Origin of the sequence: Sphingomonas sp. CBMAI 2297, from assembly GCF_029870595.1 — a bacterium.
In the GTDB taxonomy this organism is placed as follows: Bacteria; Pseudomonadota; Alphaproteobacteria; order Sphingomonadales; family Sphingomonadaceae; genus Sphingomonas.
The window spans coordinates 163503-180975 of the sequence record NZ_JAPDIR010000007.1; the positions used below are offsets into that span (position 1 = coordinate 163503).

Consider the following 17473-nt stretch of genomic DNA (forward strand, 5'->3'; position numbering starts at 1 on the left):
CTGGGGGATGAATGCTCCCCTGCGCCTGCGGCTCGACGGTGCCGCGCTCGTCTCGAACTGGCGGCACCTGGCCAAGCTCAGCGGCACGGCCGCGTGCGGCGCGGCGATCAAGGCGAACGGCTATGGCCTGGGCGCGCGCGACGTGGCGGCGCGCCTGGCCGAGGCGGGATGCCGCGACTTCTTCGTGGCGACCTGGGCCGAGGCTGCGGCGCTGGCGGAGCTCGGCGTCGCGGTTTCGGTGCTGCACGGCGCGCGCGCGGAGGATCCGCCCGGCGCCCCCCATGCGCGGCCGGTGCTGAGCACGGCGGAACAGGTAATGCGCTGGAAGCCGACGGGGCGGCCCTGCGACGTGATGGTCGATACCGGCATGAACCGGCTGGGCGTTTCGGCCGACGAGATCGGCGCGGGGCTGCTCGACGGGCTGGCGATCGAGACGCTGATGAGCCACCTTGTCTCGGCCGATGAGGATGTGCCGCTCAACGCCCGGCAGCTTGCGGCCTTCGCGGCGCTCAAGGGGCGGACGCAGGCGAAGCGCATGAGCCTGGCCAATTCGGCGGGCATCGCGCTCGGGGCCGACTATGCCTTCGATCTCACCCGGCCGGGCATCGCGCTCTATGGCGGCCGGCAGCGGCCCGGGCACGACGCGATCCGTCAGGTCGCGACGCCGGAGGCGCAGATCCTCCAGCGCCGCCGGGTCCGTGCCGGCGACAGCGTCGGGTATAATGCGACCTGGACCGCGCCCGCCGATACCGAAGTGGCGATCCTCAACCTCGGCTATGCCGATGGCTATCTGCGCTGCTTCTCCGGCAAGGGATCGGCGATGGCCGGAGCCGTCGCCTTGCCGGTGATCGGCCGCGTCTCGATGGACCTGACCGCGATCGACGTGACGGCGCTCCCCGGGCTTCGCGAGGGCGACTGGGTGGCGATGTCCTATGGCCTGCCCGAGACGGCGGCGTTGAGCGGCCTCTCGCAATATGAGCTGCTGACCGGGCTCGGCGGGCGCTACGACCGGATCTGGGCATAAAAAAGGGCCGCCTGGTTAGAGGCGGCCCCGATAGTTGATCGGATCAGATCAGAAGCGGGTCGTCGCCGTGATCTTGTAGCGACGGCCGATCTGTTCGTAATAGTCGGCGAAGCGATAGCCGAGATCGCCGACCGCGGTCTGGTCGAGCAGGTTCGAGACGGCGAGCTGCAAGCGGAAGCTCTTGTCGATATCCATGCCCAGCGCCATGTCGATGTTGTTCACCGTCGGATAGCGCGTGTACGGATATTGCTCGTTCGTCGCCGGCAGGCCGCTCGAGAAGATGCGCGTGGGCGATTCACGGTTCCAGGTGACCTGGCCGTAGATGCCGTCATGCTCGTAGCGCATCGAGAACTGGGTCTTCAGCGACGGACGCGCACGGCTGCCCGCGCTCGCCTGGGTGTCGTCGAAATTGCCCGATGACGAGGTGTCGTAGTTGATCAGGTAATAGGCGTTGCCGTGAAGGATGAGCTTGTCCGAGCCCAGGTTCAGCGTGTAGTCGCCCGAGAAGTTGATCGCCTTGATCTTGATCGCGCCCAGATTCAGGAAGCCGGCCTGGTAGCCGTTCTGGATCTGGAAGCTGCTGTCACGCGAGAACTGGTTGCAGGTGTTCACGCCCACCGACGGCGACGGATCCGGATAGGTCGGGCTGTCGTAGCAGGTCTGCACGATGGTCGCGAGGCCCACCGGGACGATGGTGTCGTCGAGGCGGAGGTTGAAGAAGTCCGCCGACAGCGTGAGCCCCGGGACCCAGCGCGGCCGGAGCACCGTGCCGATCGTCCAGCTGGTGCCGCGCTCCGGACGCAGGTTCGGCGCACCCGAATAGGTGCCCTGCAGGCCGGCGCCCGCCGGCGAGAATCCGGCGAGGAACGTGGTGGCCGACGCCGTGTCGGTCGCGTTGCCATTGGCGATCGCGGCCTTCACGCAATTCGCGCGGCGAGTCCCCGGGACGGCGCCCGAATCGATGTTCGCCGGGCTGCAATAGTCGGTCGGGGTGGTGAACACCGGCTGGCCGCCGAGGAACAGCTCGACGATCGAGGGCTGGCGCACCGACTTGGTGTAGTTGCCGCGGAACAGGATGTCGCGCACCGGCGCCCAGGTGCCGCCGAGCGAGTAGATGGTGTTCCACTTGCCCTGCGTGCTCGGGGTGATCACATTGCCGGCCAGGTTGCGATAGGTCTGCGCCTGGCCGCTCTGCTTGGTCATGCGGAAGCCCGGGTTGAACTCCAGCTTGCCGAGGAAGCCGAGGAAGTCCGAGCCGGTGATCGGAACCGCCGCTTCGCCGCCGAACTCATAGGTCTCGGTGAACGCGTCGGTATTCGCCGACGGCGCCGAACGCGAACGGCCCAGGCGGTTCAGTTCGTTGGTCGAGAACTTCATGTGATCGCGGCGATATTCGCCGTTCATGTTGACCTGCAGCGTACCGGCCGGCAGATCGAACAGACCGCCGCCGACCGAGGCCTGCACGAACGTCTGCTCCGAGAAGTTGCGGAACAGCGACGGGCTCATGACATAGGCCTTCGACGCATCGGACATCTGGTTGTAGCCGAACGGATTGAGCGGCTTGCACGAGTTGATCATCGCCTGGGTGATCGTGGGCGTGACGAGCACTTCGGTGGGCAGCCCGTCGGAGCCGGCCACGCGGGTGATGTTCTCCGCCGTGCCGATCGGAGTCTTGCCGAGATACTGGTTCGGGAAGACCTGCGCGCGGCAGACGATGTTGCCGTTCGCCACGCCGGTGGTGGCCAGGCCCTGGTCGACGGCGTCGAGCGCGAGCTGATACTCGACATCGGCGATGCCCCAGGAACGGGTGTTCTGCTTGGAATTGCCATAGGTCGCCGAAATCTCGGCATTCCACGACTTTCCGAGCAGCTCGAACTTCGATTCGAGGCCCGCCGCGATGCGATAGGTCTCCTGGCGGTTGGTGTAGGGATTGGCGCCGAAGATGTCCTGGTTCTGGCGGGTGATCAGGAAATTGCCCTGGTTGGTCGCCGTGGGCGTGATCCCGACCTGGGTCAGCACCGCGCGGTTCTGCGCCGTCAGATAGGGGTTGTTGTAGTTGACCATCAGCGCGGCGTTTTCCTGCGTGGTGGTCAGGAAGTTCTGCGCGCCCGAGATGTTGCCGAGCGACCGGTTCAGGATGTTCGCATAGGTGTTCTCGGTGAAGAAGGTGACCCCGTCGAACAGCTCCATGCGGGCATTGGCGTTGAACACATAGCGGTCCTGCTGCGTGCGCAGCACCGTGTTCTCGAGGCTGCGGGTGAAGCCGCCATTGCCGCCGCGCGAGGCGCCGACGGTCAGCGGCGCATTGCCGGTGATCGCGCCCGAGAAGGTGTAGGCATGCAGCGAGCCGTCATCGTTGAACTCGAGCGGCACGGCCACATAGGGCAGGACCTGGTTCACCGGCACCTGCACCGTCGAGCCGTTGACCTTCACGTTCACCAGCGAGGTGTCGGTGTTGGCGATGCGCGGCACGTCCGGCGCGAAGGTGCCGATGAAATAGTTGAGGTTGGTGGTCGGGTTCGCGGCCAGGAACTCGCGCGCGGTGAAGCGGTTGGCCTGGAGCAGGTTGACGGCGATCGCCGTCTGCTGCGCCGCGGTCGAGCCGGTGGGCGCGGTGACGCCATAGGCTGCCAGCACCTGGGCCGAAGTGACGTTGCTGGGCAGCGCGGTCGGCGCGAAGGTGGTGAACGGAACGTTGGTCGCCTGGGTCGTGCGGCCGTTGAGGCCGTTCGACGACAGGTTGCCGATCGTCGTGCCGTTATTGTAGCTCAGGCCGACGCCCGGCGTGCCGGAGATGATCTGGCCGGTCGTGGTCCAGTTGCCGTTGTTGGGCGTCGTGATCGTGGTGCGCGCACCGGTGGTGGTCGTCGCGTTGATCGCGAAGCCGACCGGCGCCACGCCGTTCGCCAGGGTGATGTAGTTGCTGGTGCGCAGCGTCGCGCCCGAGCCCGAGGTGATCGGGGTGTAGGGCGTGTAGAAGGTGGTGCTGTTCACGTTCAGCACGGTGCCGGCATAGCTGAGCGTCTGCGTGACCAGGCCCATGCCGAAAAGCGCGGAGGGCTGGCCGTCGTCCGATGCGCGCAGGAACGCGCCATTGTTCAGATTGGTGACGTCGATCACCGCGGTGCCGGAGAAGTTCGGGTTGCGGATGCCGCCGTTGAACGGGTTGGTGTAGCTGCCCGGGCGCGCGTTGCGGAAGTCGCGGGAAATTGCCTGCAGACCGTCGTTGCGGCTGTATTCGGCCGAGAGCATGACGTTCGCGCGGCCGTCGAACAGGTTCCAGCCGGCGAGCGCGCTGAGCTGATATTGCGGCGCGTCGCCGCGCTCGGAAATGCCCGAGACGGCGCGGACCTGATAGCCTTCATAATCGGTGCGCAGGACATAGTTGACCACGCCCGCGACCGCGTCGGCGCCATAGGCCGCGGCGCCGCCGACGGTGAGGATGTCGATGCGCTGGATCAGCGTGGAGGGGATGACGTTCACGTCGACCTGGCTGCCGGTCTCGTTGCCGGCGACGAACAGCGACGCGGCGTTGCCCGACACGAAGCGGCGGCCGTTGACCAGCGTCAGCGTGCGCGCGGTGCCCAGGTCGAGCAGGTCGACAAAGGCGGCGCCCAGGCTGGCGGTCTGGCCGCCATTGTTGCCGTTGAGGGGGCTGGCGCCGTTGCCGACCAGCGGGATGTCGTTGACCGCCTCGAGCGCGTTGGTGAAGCCGCGCGAGTCGATCGTCTGCGCGCTGACCTGAACGCCGGGAAGCGTGCCCTCATATTCGGGCCGGGCGATGCGCGACCCGGTGAAGATGATCGTCTCGCCGGTCTGCGGCTCGCCTTCCGGCGTGATGTTGGTCGGCGACGGCGCGGGCGCCGGCTTGGTCTGTGCGAATGCGACGGATGGAAGAGTCAGCAACGACCCTGCGAGCGCTGTCGCGCTCAGCAAATGCGTGAATTTCATTTTTTTGCCCCTCGAGCGGGATGCTCGAACTGGCAATCATTCGGACATAAAGCTGCAACGCAAGGGACAAGGAATGACGCGCCGCGCGACGACTCGAAGGTGTTGCAAAAATGCGACTATGAATTGACGAAAATTACAGATTCAGGTTCATTCATATAACATTCAGCAAGCGAAATGGTGTGTTGTCACACCAATTCGCTTGCTTCCCAGTCACTTGATTGTCCGGATTCGTCGTGTGCTTTTCAGCGCTCGACGCACATGGCGATTCCCATGCCGCCGCCGATGCAGAGCGTGGCGAGGCCCTTCTTCGCGTCGCGCTTCGCCATCTCGTAGATCAGGGTGGTGAGCACCCGGGCGCCCGATGCGCCGATGGGGTGGCCGATCGCGATCGCGCCGCCATTGACGTTCACCTTGCTCGCATCCCAGCCCAATTCCTTGCCGACCGACAGCGCCTGCGCGGCAAAGGCTTCGTTCGCCTCGATCAGGTCGAGGTCGGCGATGGTCCAGCCAGCCTTCTCCAGCGCCTTTCTGGAGGCCGGGACCGGGCCGATGCCCATGATCGACGGATCGACGCCGGCAGTGGCCCAGCTGCGAATCGTCGCGAGGATCGGCGCGCCGCGCTTCTCGGCCTCGGCGCGCGACATCACCACCAGCGCGGCGGCGCCGTCGTTGAGGCCCGATGCGTTGGCGGCGGTGACGGTGCCGTCCTTCTTGAAGGCCGGGCGCAGGCCCGCGACGCTCTCCAGCGTGGCGCCGGCGCGGATATATTCGTCGTCGGCGACGATCGTGTCGCCCTTGCGGCCCTTGATCGTGACCGGGGCGATCTCGTCCTTGAAGCGGCCGGCGGCGCGGGCGGCCTCGGCCTTGTTCTGGCTGGCGACGGCGAATTCGTCCTGCTCGGCGCGGGTAACCTGGTATTGTTCGGCCAGGTTCTCGGCGGTGATGCCCATGTGATAGCCGTTGAACACGTCGGTCAGGCCGTCCTTGATCATCGTGTCGACCAGGGCGACGTCGCCCATCTTGGCGCCGGCGCGCAGCGCCTGGGCGTGGTTGGCGAGCGACATGCTCTCCTGGCCGCCGGCGACGACGATGGTCGAATCGCCGGTCTGGATCGCCTGGGCGGCGAGCGCCACGGCGCGCAGGCCCGAGCCGCAGACCTGCTGCACGCTCCAGGCGGGCACTTCCTTGGGCACGCCCGCGGCCATCGAGGCCTGGCGTGCGGGGTTCTGGCCCTGCGCCGCGGTGAGCACCTGGCCCAGGATGACTTCGCTGACTTCCTCGCCCTTCACGCCGGCCTGCTCCAGCGCCGCCTCGATCGCGATACGGCCCAGCTCGTGCGCCGGGGTGCTGCCGAAGGCGCCGAGAAAGCTACCCACGGGGGTGCGCTTGGCGGCGGTGATGACGACGTCGGTCGGGTTGGCCATGGGAAACGACTCCTGCGGATGGTCTTTTGTGGTCGCGCGTTATCTAGTGTGCACTGCGGCAAGAAGCCAGTCGCGCAGCGGCTCCCACACCATGGCGCGCGCGCGGCCGCCGACGATCATGCCGACATGGCCGAGGGCGAGGCTCCGGCGCTCGGCCAGGCCGGCGGCGGTGGCGGCGGGAACGATGCGGTCGGTGGTGGAGAGCAGCTCCAGCGCGGGGCAGGCGAGGCGCGCGGGAAGGATGCGCGTTCCCCGCACCCACCAGCGCCCGGCGCCCGGCCGGTCGGCGCGGAAGAGGCGCTCGAACATCTCCTGCCCCGCGGCATAGGTGAGCGGCGCGCCGGCATTGGCCCAGTCCTCAAGCGCGATGAAGGCGCGGGCCTGGTCGCTGCCCGTCGCCAGCCGGGCGAATCGCTCGAACTTGGCGATCGTCCGGGCCGGATCGAGCTGCCAGAAGCCGGCCTGCAGCACTTCCATCGGCACCAGGCCGAGCCGGGCGCAGGACGGCTGCGCCGCTTCCCATTGCGCCGCAATGGCTGCGCGCGCGAAATCGCCATAGCGCCGGAAGCGCCAGGGGGCGGCGATGGTGACGAGCCCGCGCGCCGGCCGCAGCATCGCGGCGGCGGTGGCCAGCGTGCCGCCCAGGCAATAGCCGGCGAGCAGCGGCGGCTCGCCCAAAGTGTCGAGCAGGGGCAGCAGCAGTTCGGCGATGTGATGGTCGATACCCTGGCCGCGATCCTCCGGCCCGGGCGTGCCCCAATCGACCAGAAGGGGCCGAAGCCCTTGAGTCGCCAGCCATTCGAGCAGCGAATTGCCCGGCGCGAGATCGAGGATGAAGGGCGGATTGATCAGCGACGGCACGAAGACGACGGGCGGACCGCCGCCGCCATAGTCGCGCAGCGCGGCGCGCCCGGCGGTGGCGATCGCGGGCCGGGGCACGCGGTCCGCCGGCCTTTCCGCCTCCTGATAGGCCTTCAGGCCGGCGAGCGCGGCGGCCCGCCGCTCGGGCGATGCTGCGGTCTCGCTGCGCAACAGCGAAAGGAACAGCGGTAGCGGGCGCGGTCCGTGTTGCGCCGCAGAATGAAACGATGATAGATATGTTTCACTCACCTGGGGGCCTTAGATGAAGAAGAGCGCTGCTGGCACCGGTCCGGTCATCATCAAGAAGTACGCGAACCGGCGACTCTACAACACCGAAACCTCGTCCTACATCACGCTGGACCATCTGGCCGCGATGACGCGCGAGGGGCGCGACTTCAAGGTGGTCGATGCCAAGACCGAGGAGGACATCACCCATAATGTCCTCACCCAGATCATCATGGAAGAGGAGCAGCGCGGGCAGACGATGCTGCCGGTCAACTTCCTGCGCCAGCTGATCGCGCTGTACGGCGATTCGATGCAGGCGATGGTGCCCGGCTATCTGGAGGCTTCGATGGAGAGCTTCCGCCGCAACCAGCAGCAGTTCAAGTCGGCGGTGGAAGGCGCCTTCGCCAATTCGCCCTTTGCCGAGATGGCCAAGCGCAACATGGAGATCTTCGAGGCGGCGACCCAGGCGTTCAAGCCGGGCCAGGGCCCCGCTGCGGGCGCGGCGCCGAGCACGCCGCCGGCCCCGGCCGCGGAAGGCGACGATGTCGCGGCGCTCAAGGCGGAGCTCGCCCGGCTGCAGGACAAGATCGAGAAGCTGGGGAAGTGACCGGGAAGGGCCGCCGCAAGGCGGCTCTCAGGCGTGCGGGGCACGCCTGACCGGGCGCTCATCGGGCCTGTAGCGATAGCTGGACAAGGCAGGGGAGCGCCCCCTGCTTGCGCGGGGTTACGGTTTGACTATGAACGCCCCCGCAGCCCGCCCAGCGCCGCGCGGATTTCCTCCAGCGTGGGCATCTTCTGCTCGATGACGCAGCGCAGGCCGAGCCCGCCAAAGCCGTGATAATCGGTGGCGCTGGCGAAGGCGATCGTGTTGTCGCCGCGCACTTCCGCGCCGCGCACCGCATTGGGCGGCAGCGCGACATGCTCGCCATGCCGCTTGCCGGCGGACGTGGCGACGATCCGGTCCTGCTGGTCGACGATCGAGATGCTGGTCCGCCCCCAGTCGCGCTCGCCGAACAGCGACCGGTCGGAGATGATCGCGGGGATGTGTCCCTCCCAGTCGAACTCGAGGTAAAAGGCGCCGAGCGGCCTTCCGTCGCGGCCGCGCGGACGCACGCCGGTGACGAAGACGAGCACCGCGCGATGGTCCGAATAGGGGTTGAGCCACACTTCGTCGGTGAACCATTCGTCGCGCCGGTGGCTGCGGATCGCGTTCAGATATTGCGGCGCGCTCGACAGGTCGACGCCGCGCACGCGCGCATGCGGATCGGATGCGGCGATCACCTTGCCCGCGTCATTGGCGAGGAAGGCGTTGACATAATAGGGCGAAATCCCGGTGAGCAGCGCCAGCCTGGCGTCCGCCGCGGCGATCGTCTCGGGGCTCGGATCCTCGAGCGCGGCGATCACTTCGGCATCGGACGCCATCACGCGCAGATCGATGCTGCGGCCATAGAGGTGTCGGGAAACATTCTGGATCAGCGCCTGGGCGAGCTCGACCAGGCGGGTGCCCTCGATCTCGCTCACCATCTCGTCGGCGATGCCCGCGCCCATGGCCAGGCGCTCGCGCACTTCGGAGCGGAACTCGATCGAGGCGCCGCGCGCCTGCTGCGCCAGCGCCTTCACTTCCTGTGCCACCACCGAGAAGCCGCGCCCGGCCTCGCCCGAGCGCGCGGCTTCGATCGCCGCGTTCAGCGCGAGCAGGTTGGTACGCGCGGCGATTTCCTCGCTGGTCGCGGCATAGCTGTCTACTTCCTCGCGGAGGACTGACAGAAGGGTTCGAATTCGGCGTGGCACATGTCAGTGATAGGACGAGACGGTTAATGCCCCGTTTAGCACGAAAAAATCAGGGTTTCCTGAACTTTAGCGTCATCCGGTCGCTCTCGCCGATCGCGGCGTACTTCGCGCGGTCGACATCCTTGAGCGTATAGGTGGGCGGCAGCGTCCATACGCCCTTGGGCCAGTCGGCGGTGTCGCGCGGATTGGCGTTGACCTCCGACGCGGCGACGAAGACGAAGCCGGCCTGCTCGGCCAGGCGGCGGACGGTCGAGACCTTGATATAGCCGCTGGTCTTCTCGCGCTCGTCGCTCGCCCCCTCGGGCAGGCGGTGATCCTCGATACCGAGCGTGCCGCCCTTCTTGAGCATCGCGAACATCTGCTTGAAAGCCTCGGGCGCATAGTCCTGGTCGCCGCGCTTGTAGCCCATCCGCCAGTTATGGACGTTGCGGAAGGTGAGGACGATGTCGGCGGTGCCGTCGGCCACCTTGGGCTGGCCGGCCTCGGCCGGGAAGGCGACGAGCCTGGCATGGCCGTAGAGCGCCGGATCCTTGGCCTTCAGCGCCTCGACTGCCTTGCCGCCATTCGGGAAGTCGGGGCCGACCGCGGCGTAATATTGCCCCTTGGCGCGAGTGAGCGGCGCGAGGATCTCGGTATACCAGCCGCCGCCGGGCCAGATCTCGACCACGATATTGCCCGGCTTCACGCCGAAGAAGTTGAGCGTGTCGACCGGATGGCGATAGGGATCGCGCGCGACATTGGCCGGCGTGCGGCTGGGCGAGGCGACTGCTTCGGCGATGGCCGAGCGCTGGGTGCGCGGGGCTCCGGTGGCGACGCTGGCCACGGCGACGGCAGTAGTGAGTACCGCAAGAACGGTCAGGGTCTGGCGCACGCGAATTCCCTCCCTAGATGTCGTCCGCGCATTTGGGGGTTCTTCGGTTCGATGCAACAACAATTATGGTTCGGTGCGGCGGGCGCGGCGGCGATTGCGGTGGTCAGCGCCCTGGGCGAGCATCGCCGGCGGCGGCGCAGGCGGATCGACGATGTCGGCTATGTGCCCTGGCAGTTCCTCCAGGTGATGGCGATGCTGGGCGCGGTGATTCTGGCCAGCGTCGCGCTCAACTTGCGCTGAGGCCCGATCGGGCCTCGTCGCCGCGCAGGGTCAGCACCTCGAAGCCGCGCGCGGTGACCGCGACGGTATGTTCGAACTGCGCGGAGAGCTTGCGGTCCCTGGTGACCACCGTCCAGCCGTCCGGCTCGGTCGCGACCATGCGGCTGCCCTGGTTCACCATCGGCTCGACGGTGAACACCATGCCCTCGCGCAGCTTCGCCCCGGTGCCGGGCCGGCCGAAATTGAGCACTTGCGGATCCTCGTGCATTTCGCGCCCGATCCCGTGCCCGCAATATTCGCGCACCACCGTATAGCCGTGCCGCTTGGCGTGGCGCTCGATCGCGAAGCCGATATCGCCCAGATGGGCGCCGGGGCGCACCTGCCGGATCCCCTGCCACATCGCTTCCTGCGCCACCCGCACCAGCCGGCGCGCCGCCGGAGCGACGTCGCCGACCAGATAGGTCTTGCTCGAATCCGCGATGAAGCCGTTCTTCTCCAGCGTGATGTCGAGGTTGATGATATCGCCGCCCCGGATGATCGCCTCCGGATCGGGCACGCCGTGGCACACGACATGGTTGATCGAGCAGTTGAGGACATAGCGGAAGCCATATTGCCCCTTGCTCGCCGGGCGCGCGGCCAGGTCCATGGTGATGAACCGCTCGACCAGGTCGTTGACCTGCATCGTCGACATGCCGGCCAGGTCCTGGCCGTCCAGCATCTCGAAGACGGAAGCGAGCAGCCGGCCGGAGATCCGCATCAGCGCCAGCTCATCGGGCGTCTTGACCATGTCAGGCGACCGCTACGTCCGGCAGGGCGGGCGGCACGGCCTCGAGCTGCATCCGCACGATCTCGGTGAAGCGCAGTCCGGGATTCGCCTCGGCGAGCATGCCGATCTTCATCCAGAACTCGGCCTGCGCGTTAATCGAGCGGCACATGACCGTGCTGGCCCGGCGGACCTCCTCGTGCAGCGCGTCGTCTATCTTCACAATGCCCATCGGGGTCCCCGGTGCGATTTCGAATATACGAAACATATACGATTCGTATATTGAGTACCAGAGCTAGTAGAATTTGCGCAATGTCAGGCGGCGCTCGCTGCCGTCGCACAGGGTGAGCGCCACGGTGCGCCCGGGCGCGCCCGCGCTCCATTCGACCGGACGCCCGGCGACGGCCACGCCGTCGGCGGCGCAGATCGTCTCGCCGTCGCGCCAGCCCGCCTCGGCGGCGGGCGAACCGCGCATGACGTGGAGCACGCGCAGATGCGTGCCTTCGGCGCCGAGCAGCAGGCCGCTGGTCGAACGGAGCACCGGCGCGGCGGCCATGGCGCCGGGCTGGAGCACCATCCGCCCGGCGCGCGGATCGAGCAGCACGCGGTAGCGCAGCAAGAGCCCGGTGCCGATCCGGCCGGCGACGCCGGCGGCGGCGGAATAGCCGCCATCCCCTTCGATGCGCAGCTCGGTCTCGGTCAGGGGGCCGCCGCCAAGGGTGAAGCCGCTTACCACCGCGACTTCGCTCACCAGTGCGCCGCCGATCCCCCAGCCGAGCGTGGTGGAGATGGTGGCGCCGCGATAGCCGGCACTGGTCCAGGCGGCGCGGCTCAGCGTCACCGCGGCACCGTCGCCGGTATCGACGATCATTGGCCGCAGCCGCGTGCCGCCCAAGCGGATCTCGGTGACGGGCACCCCGGTATTGCGCTGGAGCGCTAGCGGCGCGGTGGTGCCGGTGAAGGGCAGGCGGCCCGTCGGCAGGATGCGGAAGCGGCGCACCGCATAGTCGATGTCGAGCGCGCAGCAGCTCAGCACGTCGCTGCCGATCAGCAGGTCCGCGCCGAACCGGTCCTGGCCGGGCGCGTCCGGGATGGCGATGCGCCCGCCGCGCCTGGTGAGGCCGCCGATGACGAGCGTGCCGCCCGGCGCCCAGGCGACTTCCACGCCGCCGCCGATCGCCAGCGCAGGCTGGCGGCGGCCGGCCGCGAGCCGGGCGCGGGCGGCGAAATCCTGGGTGGCGAGCGTGTTGGTGAGCCCGGTGTCGAGCACGGCGCGGACGGGGCGCCCGTTCAGTACGGCCTCGAAGCGGATCTGGTTGGAAGGGGTCAGGTCGAAGGCGATCCAGCGCGCCTCGCTGTCGGGAGCGAGGGTGATGCCGTCCTTCGCTTCCTCGTTCGCGGAAACGGGAGGGGCGGAAGCGAGCGCCAGGGGCAGGAGAAGGGAAAGCACCGGCACAGCCTAGCCGGTCAGGCGATCAGAGGCACGCCTCGAGCAGCGCCTGGTCGAAGCCATATTGCTTGGCCTTGTCGAGCGTGTAGGGGCGCAGGCCCATCGAGCGATATTCGCCGATGATCTTGCCGTCGGCGCTCTCGTCCAGATACTCGAACTTGAACAGTTCCTGGGTGACGATCACCGGGCCTTCCATGCCGATCACCTCGGTGACGTTGGTCACGCGGCGGCTGCCGTCGCGCAGGCGCTTCACCTGGATGATCAGATCGACCGAATCGGCGATCTGGCGGCTGATCGCTTCCTTGGGCACCTTGATGTCCGACATCATCACCATGTTCTCCATACGGGCGAGCGCCTCGCGCGGAGAGTTGGAGTGCAGCGTGCACATCGAGCCGTCATGGCCGGTGTTCATGGCGGCGAGCATGTCGAAACACTCGCTGCCGCGGATTTCGCCCAGGATGATCCGGTCCGGGCGCATGCGCAGCGCGTTCTTGACGAGGTCGCGGATGGTCACCTCGCCCTGGCCTTCCAGATTGGGCGGGCGGGTTTCCAGCGGCAGCCAGTGCGGCTGCTGCAGGCGGAGTTCGGCCGCGTCCTCGATCGTCAGCACGCGCTCGCCCGGGTCGATCATCTTCGACAGGGCGTTGAGCATCGTCGTCTTGCCCGAGCCGGTGCCGCCCGAGATGACGATGTTGAAGCGGCTGGCGCCGGCGATCTTGAGCGCGGTCGCCATCTTCTGGCTCATCGATCCGCCCTGGGCCATCATGTCGAGGGTGATCGGCTTGGCCGAGAATTTACGGATCGAGATGGCGGTGCCGCGCAGGCTCAGCGGCGGCACGATCACGTTGACGCGGCTGCCGTCCTTCAGGCGGGCGTCGGCCAGCGGCGTGGTCTGGTCGACGCGGCGGCCGACCGAGTTGCAGATGCGCTGCGCGATCTGGAACAGATGCTCCTCGTCGCGGAACTGGATGTTGGCGAGCTCGAGCTTGCCCTTGCGCTCGACAAAGGTCTGCTCGGGGCCGTTGACCATGATGTCCGAGATGGCCGGGTCGGCGAGCAGCTCCTCGAGCGGGCCGAGGCCGAGCAGCTCGTCGACCAGCACCTTCTCGAGCGCGAACTGCTCGCGGCGGTTGAGCGTGAGCTTCAGCTCGGCGAGCACTTCGCCGATGATCGGGCGGAATTCCTCGGCCAGCTCGTCCTTGCTGAGCGTGGCGGCGGCTTCGGGATCGACGCGTTCGAGCAGGCGCGGCAGCACCTGCTCCTTGATGCGGTGAATCGAGGCTTCGAAGCCCTCGACGCGCGAATTGCCCTGTTCCCCGGCCGCGGCCTGACGGTCGGCGAGGCGCTGCATCGCCTCCGCGCTGGCGACGCTGGGGCCGCTCGGATCGCGCTGCTCGAACCCGTCGGGCCCGGCGCCCTGGCCGGGCAGCGGCACCGAGTTGATCGGCGGGAACTGCTCGCCGCCGAGCGGCACGGGATCCACCGGGCGCGGCAGCGGGCCGCCACCCTGCATCGGACGTGCGACACCGAATGCCGGCCGGCCCGCCGGTCCACCTCCCAATCCGCTGCGTCGTCCGAAAGCGCTCATCAGAATCCAATGTCCCCTCGATGGGCGAGCGTTAACCGCGAAGGCTTGAGATTTGCCTAATCCGCTGCCGATCCCGGGGCCGCGCGGGCGCAGCCGCTATGGACCACCATAAGCTTCTCCCCCTCGTGATCGTAGAGCGGCATGCGCCGGACGGCCGCGCAGTGGCGGACATAGCGAGCGAGCTGGGCGACGTTCGCCTGGTTCAGCGGTGCGGCCGGAAGCGGTTCCTGCACGACGACGGTCTCCGGCCCGGCGCGCAGAACACGGCGCAGCTCGGCCACTTCGTCGATGCCGCTCGCGCCCGCTTCCGCGCCTTCGTAGAAATGGGCCGGAAAGGCCAGGACGCTGGGCGGGGCGCTGCCGGTCTCGGCATAGAGGTAGCTCGGCATGCCGAAGACGAGCAGCCGGCCATGCGGCGTGACCTGGCGCACCTGCTCCACCAGCGCCGCGGCGGCCGGCCGGGCGCGGGCGCGGGCGCGCAGGTCGAACATGTCCGACGTTGCCAGGTTGAGGACGATCAGCGCGGCGAAGCCGAGCACGCCGATGCCGGGCCGGGCGAAGAAGGGCGCGCTCAGCACCGCCAGGGGGGCCAGCAGGGGCAGGGCATAGTGGAGATAGAGGCCCGGGAAGATCGCGACGGCCAGGATCGCCGCCACCGCCCAGCAGGCGAGAAAATCGAGCGGGGCCGGCCGGCTGGCGCGGCTGCGCAGATAGCCCAGGACGGCGAACAGGAGCGGAAGGCACAGCAGCCCGGCCAGCGCCAGCGCGCGGGCGAGCCGCCCGGCATCATAGGCGCGGGCGAAGTTCGACAGCACCAGCGCCTGCCACAGCTGGGGGAAATGCCCCATCCACCAATAAGCGAGGCCGATCGCGGCGAGGGGCAGCGCGCCGATCGCGGCCATCGCGGCGGCGCGGACCGCCAGCGCGCGCCAGCCCATGCCGCCGCGCGCCAGGATCGCGAGCGTCGCAATGCCGAAGAACAGCGCTTCGAACGCCGCCGACTGCTTGAAGCCGATGGCGAGGCCGGCGGTGAACATGCCGAGCAGCACGGGGGGCGGCAGCACGCCGCGCCGCAACTGCCCGATGCTGGAAGCGATCGACCAGGCAGTGGCGAGGATCAGCGGGTTGTAGAACACCGCCGCCTCGCCATTGCCGCCGCCGAAGCGCGTGAGCAGCACGCAATAGGCGATGCCGGCCATCAGCGCCGCCGGAAAGGGCGCGATCAGCCGGGCGATCCGCGCCGTGCCATAGGCGCCGAGCGCGGCGCAGGCCGTGGCGACGAGCTGATAGGCCAGGGCCGAAGCATGGATGCGGGCGATCGCGGCATAGGTCAGGTAGAGGAGCGGCGGCTTGCGGTCCCAGATGTCGACGTAAAGCCGGTCGCCGGCGAGGAGGCGGCGCCCGACCAGCGCGAAATACTGGTCGTCCACGGCATAGTTCCACTCGCCATAGGCCGGCCAGCGCACCGCCAGCGCGACGAGCAGGAACAGGGCGAACAGCGCCGGGCGCGCGCGTTCCAGGCCCTGCCAGCGCGCCAATGCCATCGTCCTGGATCCCCCTTCCCGTTCGCCGGAGAATAGGCGCATGGGGTTAAGGCCGGGTAGCGGCCATGCCTAGAGGAAAGGTCCGCGCGCGCGGGTGCGGGCATCGCTGGGCGGCATGCCGGCAAGGGCCCGGAAATCGCGGGCCATATGCGCCTGGTCGGCATAGCCGCGCGCGGCGGCGGTGCCGGCGAGCGTGTCGGTGCCCTGCTGGACGTCCTGCAACGCGCCGCGGAAGCGGAGCAGGCGCAGATAGGCGCGCGGCGCCAGCCCCAGCTCGCGGGCGAAGATGCGTTGCAGGCGGCGGTGCGGCAAGCCGGTGCGCGCGGCGATCGCGGCCACGCTGTCGGCCGCGAGGATCGCCTGGGCGAGCGGCGGCGGCGCGATGCCGGCCAGCGCGCGGACGAGGTTGGCGACCGGATCGCCTTCCAGCAGCACCGCCAGCGGCGAATCGGGCGCGACCGCGATCCAGTCGTCGGCAAAGCCGGGGCAGGGTGCGCCGCCCAGCGCGTGCCAGGCCCAGGGCCACAGCTTGATCGCGGTGAAGCGCGCATCGCCGCTGAACCCGAAGCGGATCGGATGATTGGAAAGGCCGGTGGCGAAATATTCCGGCTGGGCGCGGCGCCATTCGGAGCGCCCGCCGTGGCGGCGGATCAGCTCGATACAGCCATCGGGCGTCGCTTCATGCTCCACCCAGCCCGGCTGGCTGGCGGCGAGCGTCCACACGGCGGCGACGAGGCCGGCGAGCGCGGGCGGCAAGGGCAGCTCGGCATAGTCCATCGCGCCAGCCTCGCATGTCGCGTCGGTTCAAGCCAGCGGCGGCGGCGCGGCGTATCGCGCCACGCGGAACAGGGAGAACTCGAGATGATCGCCAACATCATGCTGCTCGCCGGACTGGGCCTGGCCGGCCCGCAGGAAATGCCGTTCGGCTGGCTGGTCGGCAAATGGTGCACCGAGCCGCGGGGCGGCCGCACGACCTGCGAGACCTGGGAGCCGATGGGGCCGGACCAGGTGATGCGCGGCGTCACCGTCACGACCAGCGCGAAGGGCGAGCGGCGCGAGCCGATGCGGATCAGCGGCGATGCGGGCGGGTTCGTCTTCCACGCCGAGCCGGCGGGGCAGGCCGCGACCGATTTCCGGGCGTCGCCCGGGGATGCGGCGGCGCAGGGCATCACCTTCGTCAACGCGGCGCATGATTACCCGCAGCGCATCCGCTACTGGCGCGAGGGCGAGATGCTGATGGCGGAGATTTCGCTGGCCGATGGCGGCAAGCCGATGCGCTGGGCCTATCGGCGGGTGAGCCGGTAGCACAGCGAAAGCCGGGATCTCAGGCCGCGAGAGGCGGGACGAGAGCTTCCCCGGGGATCCCGGCTTTCACCGGGATGACGGAGCCGGCGGGTTCGATCCGCCGGCTTCTCTCGCGATTCAGCCTTCGGCCTTCTCGGCGAGGACCGTCAGGCCCTTCTCGTTCACTTCCGCGAAGCCGCCTTCGATGCGGATCGTCTCGGGCGTAGTGGCGCCGGCCCTGTAGATTTCGAGATTGCCGTCGCGGATGGTCGACATCAGCGGGGCATGGCCTTCGAGCACGCCGAAATCGCCCTCGGTGCCGGGGACGACGACCATGTGCACTTCCTCCGAGCGGAGGAGCTTTTCGGGGGTGACGAGTTCGAAGTGCAGGCTCATTTTCTTACCTTACTCCCTCTCCCCTTCAGGGGAGTTTGGGATTGGACGGGTCGATCATGCCCCCGGCATGATCTGGAGACAG

General features: G+C 68.4%; 16 protein-coding genes. 4 read left to right on the plus strand and 12 right to left on the minus strand.

The window, feature by feature from the left end; genetic code table 11:
• Window positions 1–7: 7 nt before the first annotated feature.
• A complete protein-coding gene (locus OMP43_RS12090; RefSeq protein ID WP_280279966.1) occupies window positions 8–1024 on the plus strand; it encodes an alanine racemase in 1017 nt (338 codons plus the stop codon).
• Between the two features lie 48 nt (window positions 1025–1072).
• Here OMP43_RS12090 and OMP43_RS12095 read toward each other — a convergent pair whose 3' ends face one another.
• The 3 genes from OMP43_RS12095 to OMP43_RS12105 all read right to left on the minus strand — a co-directional run bounded on the left by OMP43_RS12095 (window position 1073) and on the right by OMP43_RS12105 (window position 7434).
• Window positions 1073–4975, minus strand: coding sequence for a TonB-dependent receptor (locus OMP43_RS12095; protein ID WP_280279967.1), 3903 nt, complete (start codon window positions 4973–4975; stop codon window positions 1073–1075).
• A gap of 242 nt (window positions 4976–5217) precedes the next feature.
• Window positions 5218–6399, minus strand: a complete 1182-nt coding sequence (locus OMP43_RS12100; protein ID WP_280279968.1) for an acetyl-CoA C-acetyltransferase — start codon at window positions 6397–6399, stop codon at window positions 5218–5220.
• A gap of 39 nt (window positions 6400–6438) precedes the next feature.
• The gene (locus OMP43_RS12105; protein ID WP_280280025.1) at window positions 6439–7434 is read right to left on the minus strand and encodes an alpha/beta fold hydrolase; all 996 of its coding nucleotides are present in this window, start codon (window positions 7432–7434) and stop codon (window positions 6439–6441) included.
• 88 nt (window positions 7435–7522) lie between these two features.
• On the opposite strand from OMP43_RS12105, the gene phaR reads away from it, so the two are divergent.
• Window positions 7523–8092 (plus strand): polyhydroxyalkanoate synthesis repressor PhaR, encoded by a 570-nt coding sequence (gene phaR, locus OMP43_RS12110; RefSeq protein WP_280279969.1) that lies wholly within the window; start codon window positions 7523–7525, stop codon window positions 8090–8092.
• 128 nt (window positions 8093–8220) lie between these two features.
• On the opposite strand, the gene OMP43_RS12115 is transcribed toward phaR, so the two are convergent.
• Together OMP43_RS12115 and OMP43_RS12120 are read right to left on the minus strand one after the other, a co-directional pair.
• Window positions 8221–9276 (minus strand): methyl-accepting chemotaxis protein, encoded by a 1056-nt coding sequence (locus tag OMP43_RS12115; RefSeq protein ID WP_280279970.1) that lies wholly within the window; start codon window positions 9274–9276, stop codon window positions 8221–8223.
• 49 nt (window positions 9277–9325) lie between these two features.
• Window positions 9326–10099 carry a methyltransferase gene (locus OMP43_RS12120; protein ID WP_280280026.1) on the minus strand — a complete coding sequence of 258 codons (774 nt, stop codon included), beginning with the start codon at window positions 10097–10099 and terminating at the stop codon, window positions 9326–9328.
• A gap of 99 nt (window positions 10100–10198) precedes the next feature.
• On the opposite strand from OMP43_RS12120, the gene OMP43_RS12125 reads away from it, so the two are divergent.
• Window positions 10199–10387, plus strand: a complete 189-nt coding sequence (locus OMP43_RS12125) for a hypothetical protein (RefSeq protein ID WP_280279971.1) — start codon at window positions 10199–10201, stop codon at window positions 10385–10387.
• Here OMP43_RS12125 and map read toward each other — a convergent pair.
• The 6 genes from map to OMP43_RS12155 all read right to left on the minus strand — a co-directional run bounded on the left by map (window position 10374) and on the right by OMP43_RS12155 (window position 16488).
• Window positions 10374–11153 carry a type I methionyl aminopeptidase gene (gene map / locus OMP43_RS12130; RefSeq protein ID WP_280279972.1) on the minus strand — a complete coding sequence of 260 codons (780 nt, stop codon included), beginning with the start codon at window positions 11151–11153 and terminating at the stop codon, window positions 10374–10376. The genes OMP43_RS12125 and map overlap by 14 nt on opposite strands.
• Window position 11154: 1 nt before the next feature.
• Entirely contained in the window at window positions 11155–11361 is a 207-nt protein-coding gene (locus OMP43_RS12135; protein ID WP_280279973.1) for a ParD-like family protein, read from the minus strand.
• Between the two features lie 63 nt (window positions 11362–11424).
• A complete protein-coding gene (locus OMP43_RS12140) occupies window positions 11425–12579 on the minus strand; it encodes an aspartyl protease family protein (protein ID WP_280279974.1) in 1155 nt (384 codons plus the stop codon).
• Between the two features lie 25 nt (window positions 12580–12604).
• Window positions 12605–14167, minus strand: a complete 1563-nt coding sequence (locus tag OMP43_RS12145; RefSeq protein WP_280279975.1) for an ATPase, T2SS/T4P/T4SS family — start codon at window positions 14165–14167, stop codon at window positions 12605–12607.
• A 56-nt stretch (window positions 14168–14223) separates the two neighbouring features.
• Window positions 14224–15711, minus strand: a complete 1488-nt coding sequence (locus OMP43_RS12150) for a hypothetical protein (RefSeq protein WP_280279976.1) — start codon at window positions 15709–15711, stop codon at window positions 14224–14226.
• A gap of 69 nt (window positions 15712–15780) precedes the next feature.
• Window positions 15781–16488: a helix-turn-helix domain-containing protein gene (locus OMP43_RS12155; RefSeq protein ID WP_280279977.1), complete on the minus strand. Its 708-nt coding sequence runs from the start codon at window positions 16486–16488 to the stop codon at window positions 15781–15783.
• A gap of 84 nt (window positions 16489–16572) precedes the next feature.
• Between OMP43_RS12155 and OMP43_RS12160 the strand changes: the two genes are divergently transcribed.
• Complete coding sequence (locus tag OMP43_RS12160; protein WP_280279978.1) at window positions 16573–17016, plus strand: DUF6265 family protein; 444 nt, start codon at window positions 16573–16575, stop codon at window positions 17014–17016.
• 117 nt (window positions 17017–17133) lie between these two features.
• Here OMP43_RS12160 and OMP43_RS12165 read toward each other — a convergent pair whose 3' ends face one another.
• Window positions 17134–17391, minus strand: coding sequence for an ATP synthase F1 subunit epsilon (locus OMP43_RS12165; protein ID WP_280279979.1), 258 nt, complete (start codon window positions 17389–17391; stop codon window positions 17134–17136).
• Window positions 17392–17473 lie beyond the last annotated feature (82 nt).

What these genes read in the sequence shown, in the direction of transcription:
- OMP43_RS12090 (WP_280279966.1), top strand. Translation starts at nt 8, where the DNA reads ATGAATGCTCCCCTGCGCCTGCGGCTCGACGGTGCCGCGCTCGTCTCG.
- OMP43_RS12095 (WP_280279967.1), bottom strand. Translation starts at nt 4,975, where the DNA reads ATGAAATTCACGCATTTGCTGAGCGCGACAGCGCTCGCAGGGTCGTTG.
- OMP43_RS12100 (WP_280279968.1), bottom strand. Translation starts at nt 6,399, where the DNA reads ATGGCCAACCCGACCGACGTCGTCATCACCGCCGCCAAGCGCACCCCC.
- phaR (WP_280279969.1), top strand. Translation starts at nt 7,523, where the DNA reads ATGAAGAAGAGCGCTGCTGGCACCGGTCCGGTCATCATCAAGAAGTAC.
- OMP43_RS12125 (WP_280279971.1), top strand. Translation starts at nt 10,199, where the DNA reads ATGCAACAACAATTATGGTTCGGTGCGGCGGGCGCGGCGGCGATTGCG.
- map (WP_280279972.1), bottom strand. Translation starts at nt 11,153, where the DNA reads ATGGTCAAGACGCCCGATGAGCTGGCGCTGATGCGGATCTCCGGCCGG.
- OMP43_RS12135 (WP_280279973.1), bottom strand. Translation starts at nt 11,361, where the DNA reads ATGGGCATTGTGAAGATAGACGACGCGCTGCACGAGGAGGTCCGCCGG.
- OMP43_RS12145 (WP_280279975.1), bottom strand. Translation starts at nt 14,167, where the DNA reads ATGAGCGCTTTCGGACGACGCAGCGGATTGGGAGGTGGACCGGCGGGC.
- OMP43_RS12150 (WP_280279976.1), bottom strand. Translation starts at nt 15,711, where the DNA reads ATGGCATTGGCGCGCTGGCAGGGCCTGGAACGCGCGCGCCCGGCGCTG.
- OMP43_RS12155 (WP_280279977.1), bottom strand. Translation starts at nt 16,488, where the DNA reads ATGGACTATGCCGAGCTGCCCTTGCCGCCCGCGCTCGCCGGCCTCGTC.
- OMP43_RS12160 (WP_280279978.1), top strand. Translation starts at nt 16,573, where the DNA reads ATGATCGCCAACATCATGCTGCTCGCCGGACTGGGCCTGGCCGGCCCG.
- OMP43_RS12165 (WP_280279979.1), bottom strand. Translation starts at nt 17,391, where the DNA reads ATGAGCCTGCACTTCGAACTCGTCACCCCCGAAAAGCTCCTCCGCTCG.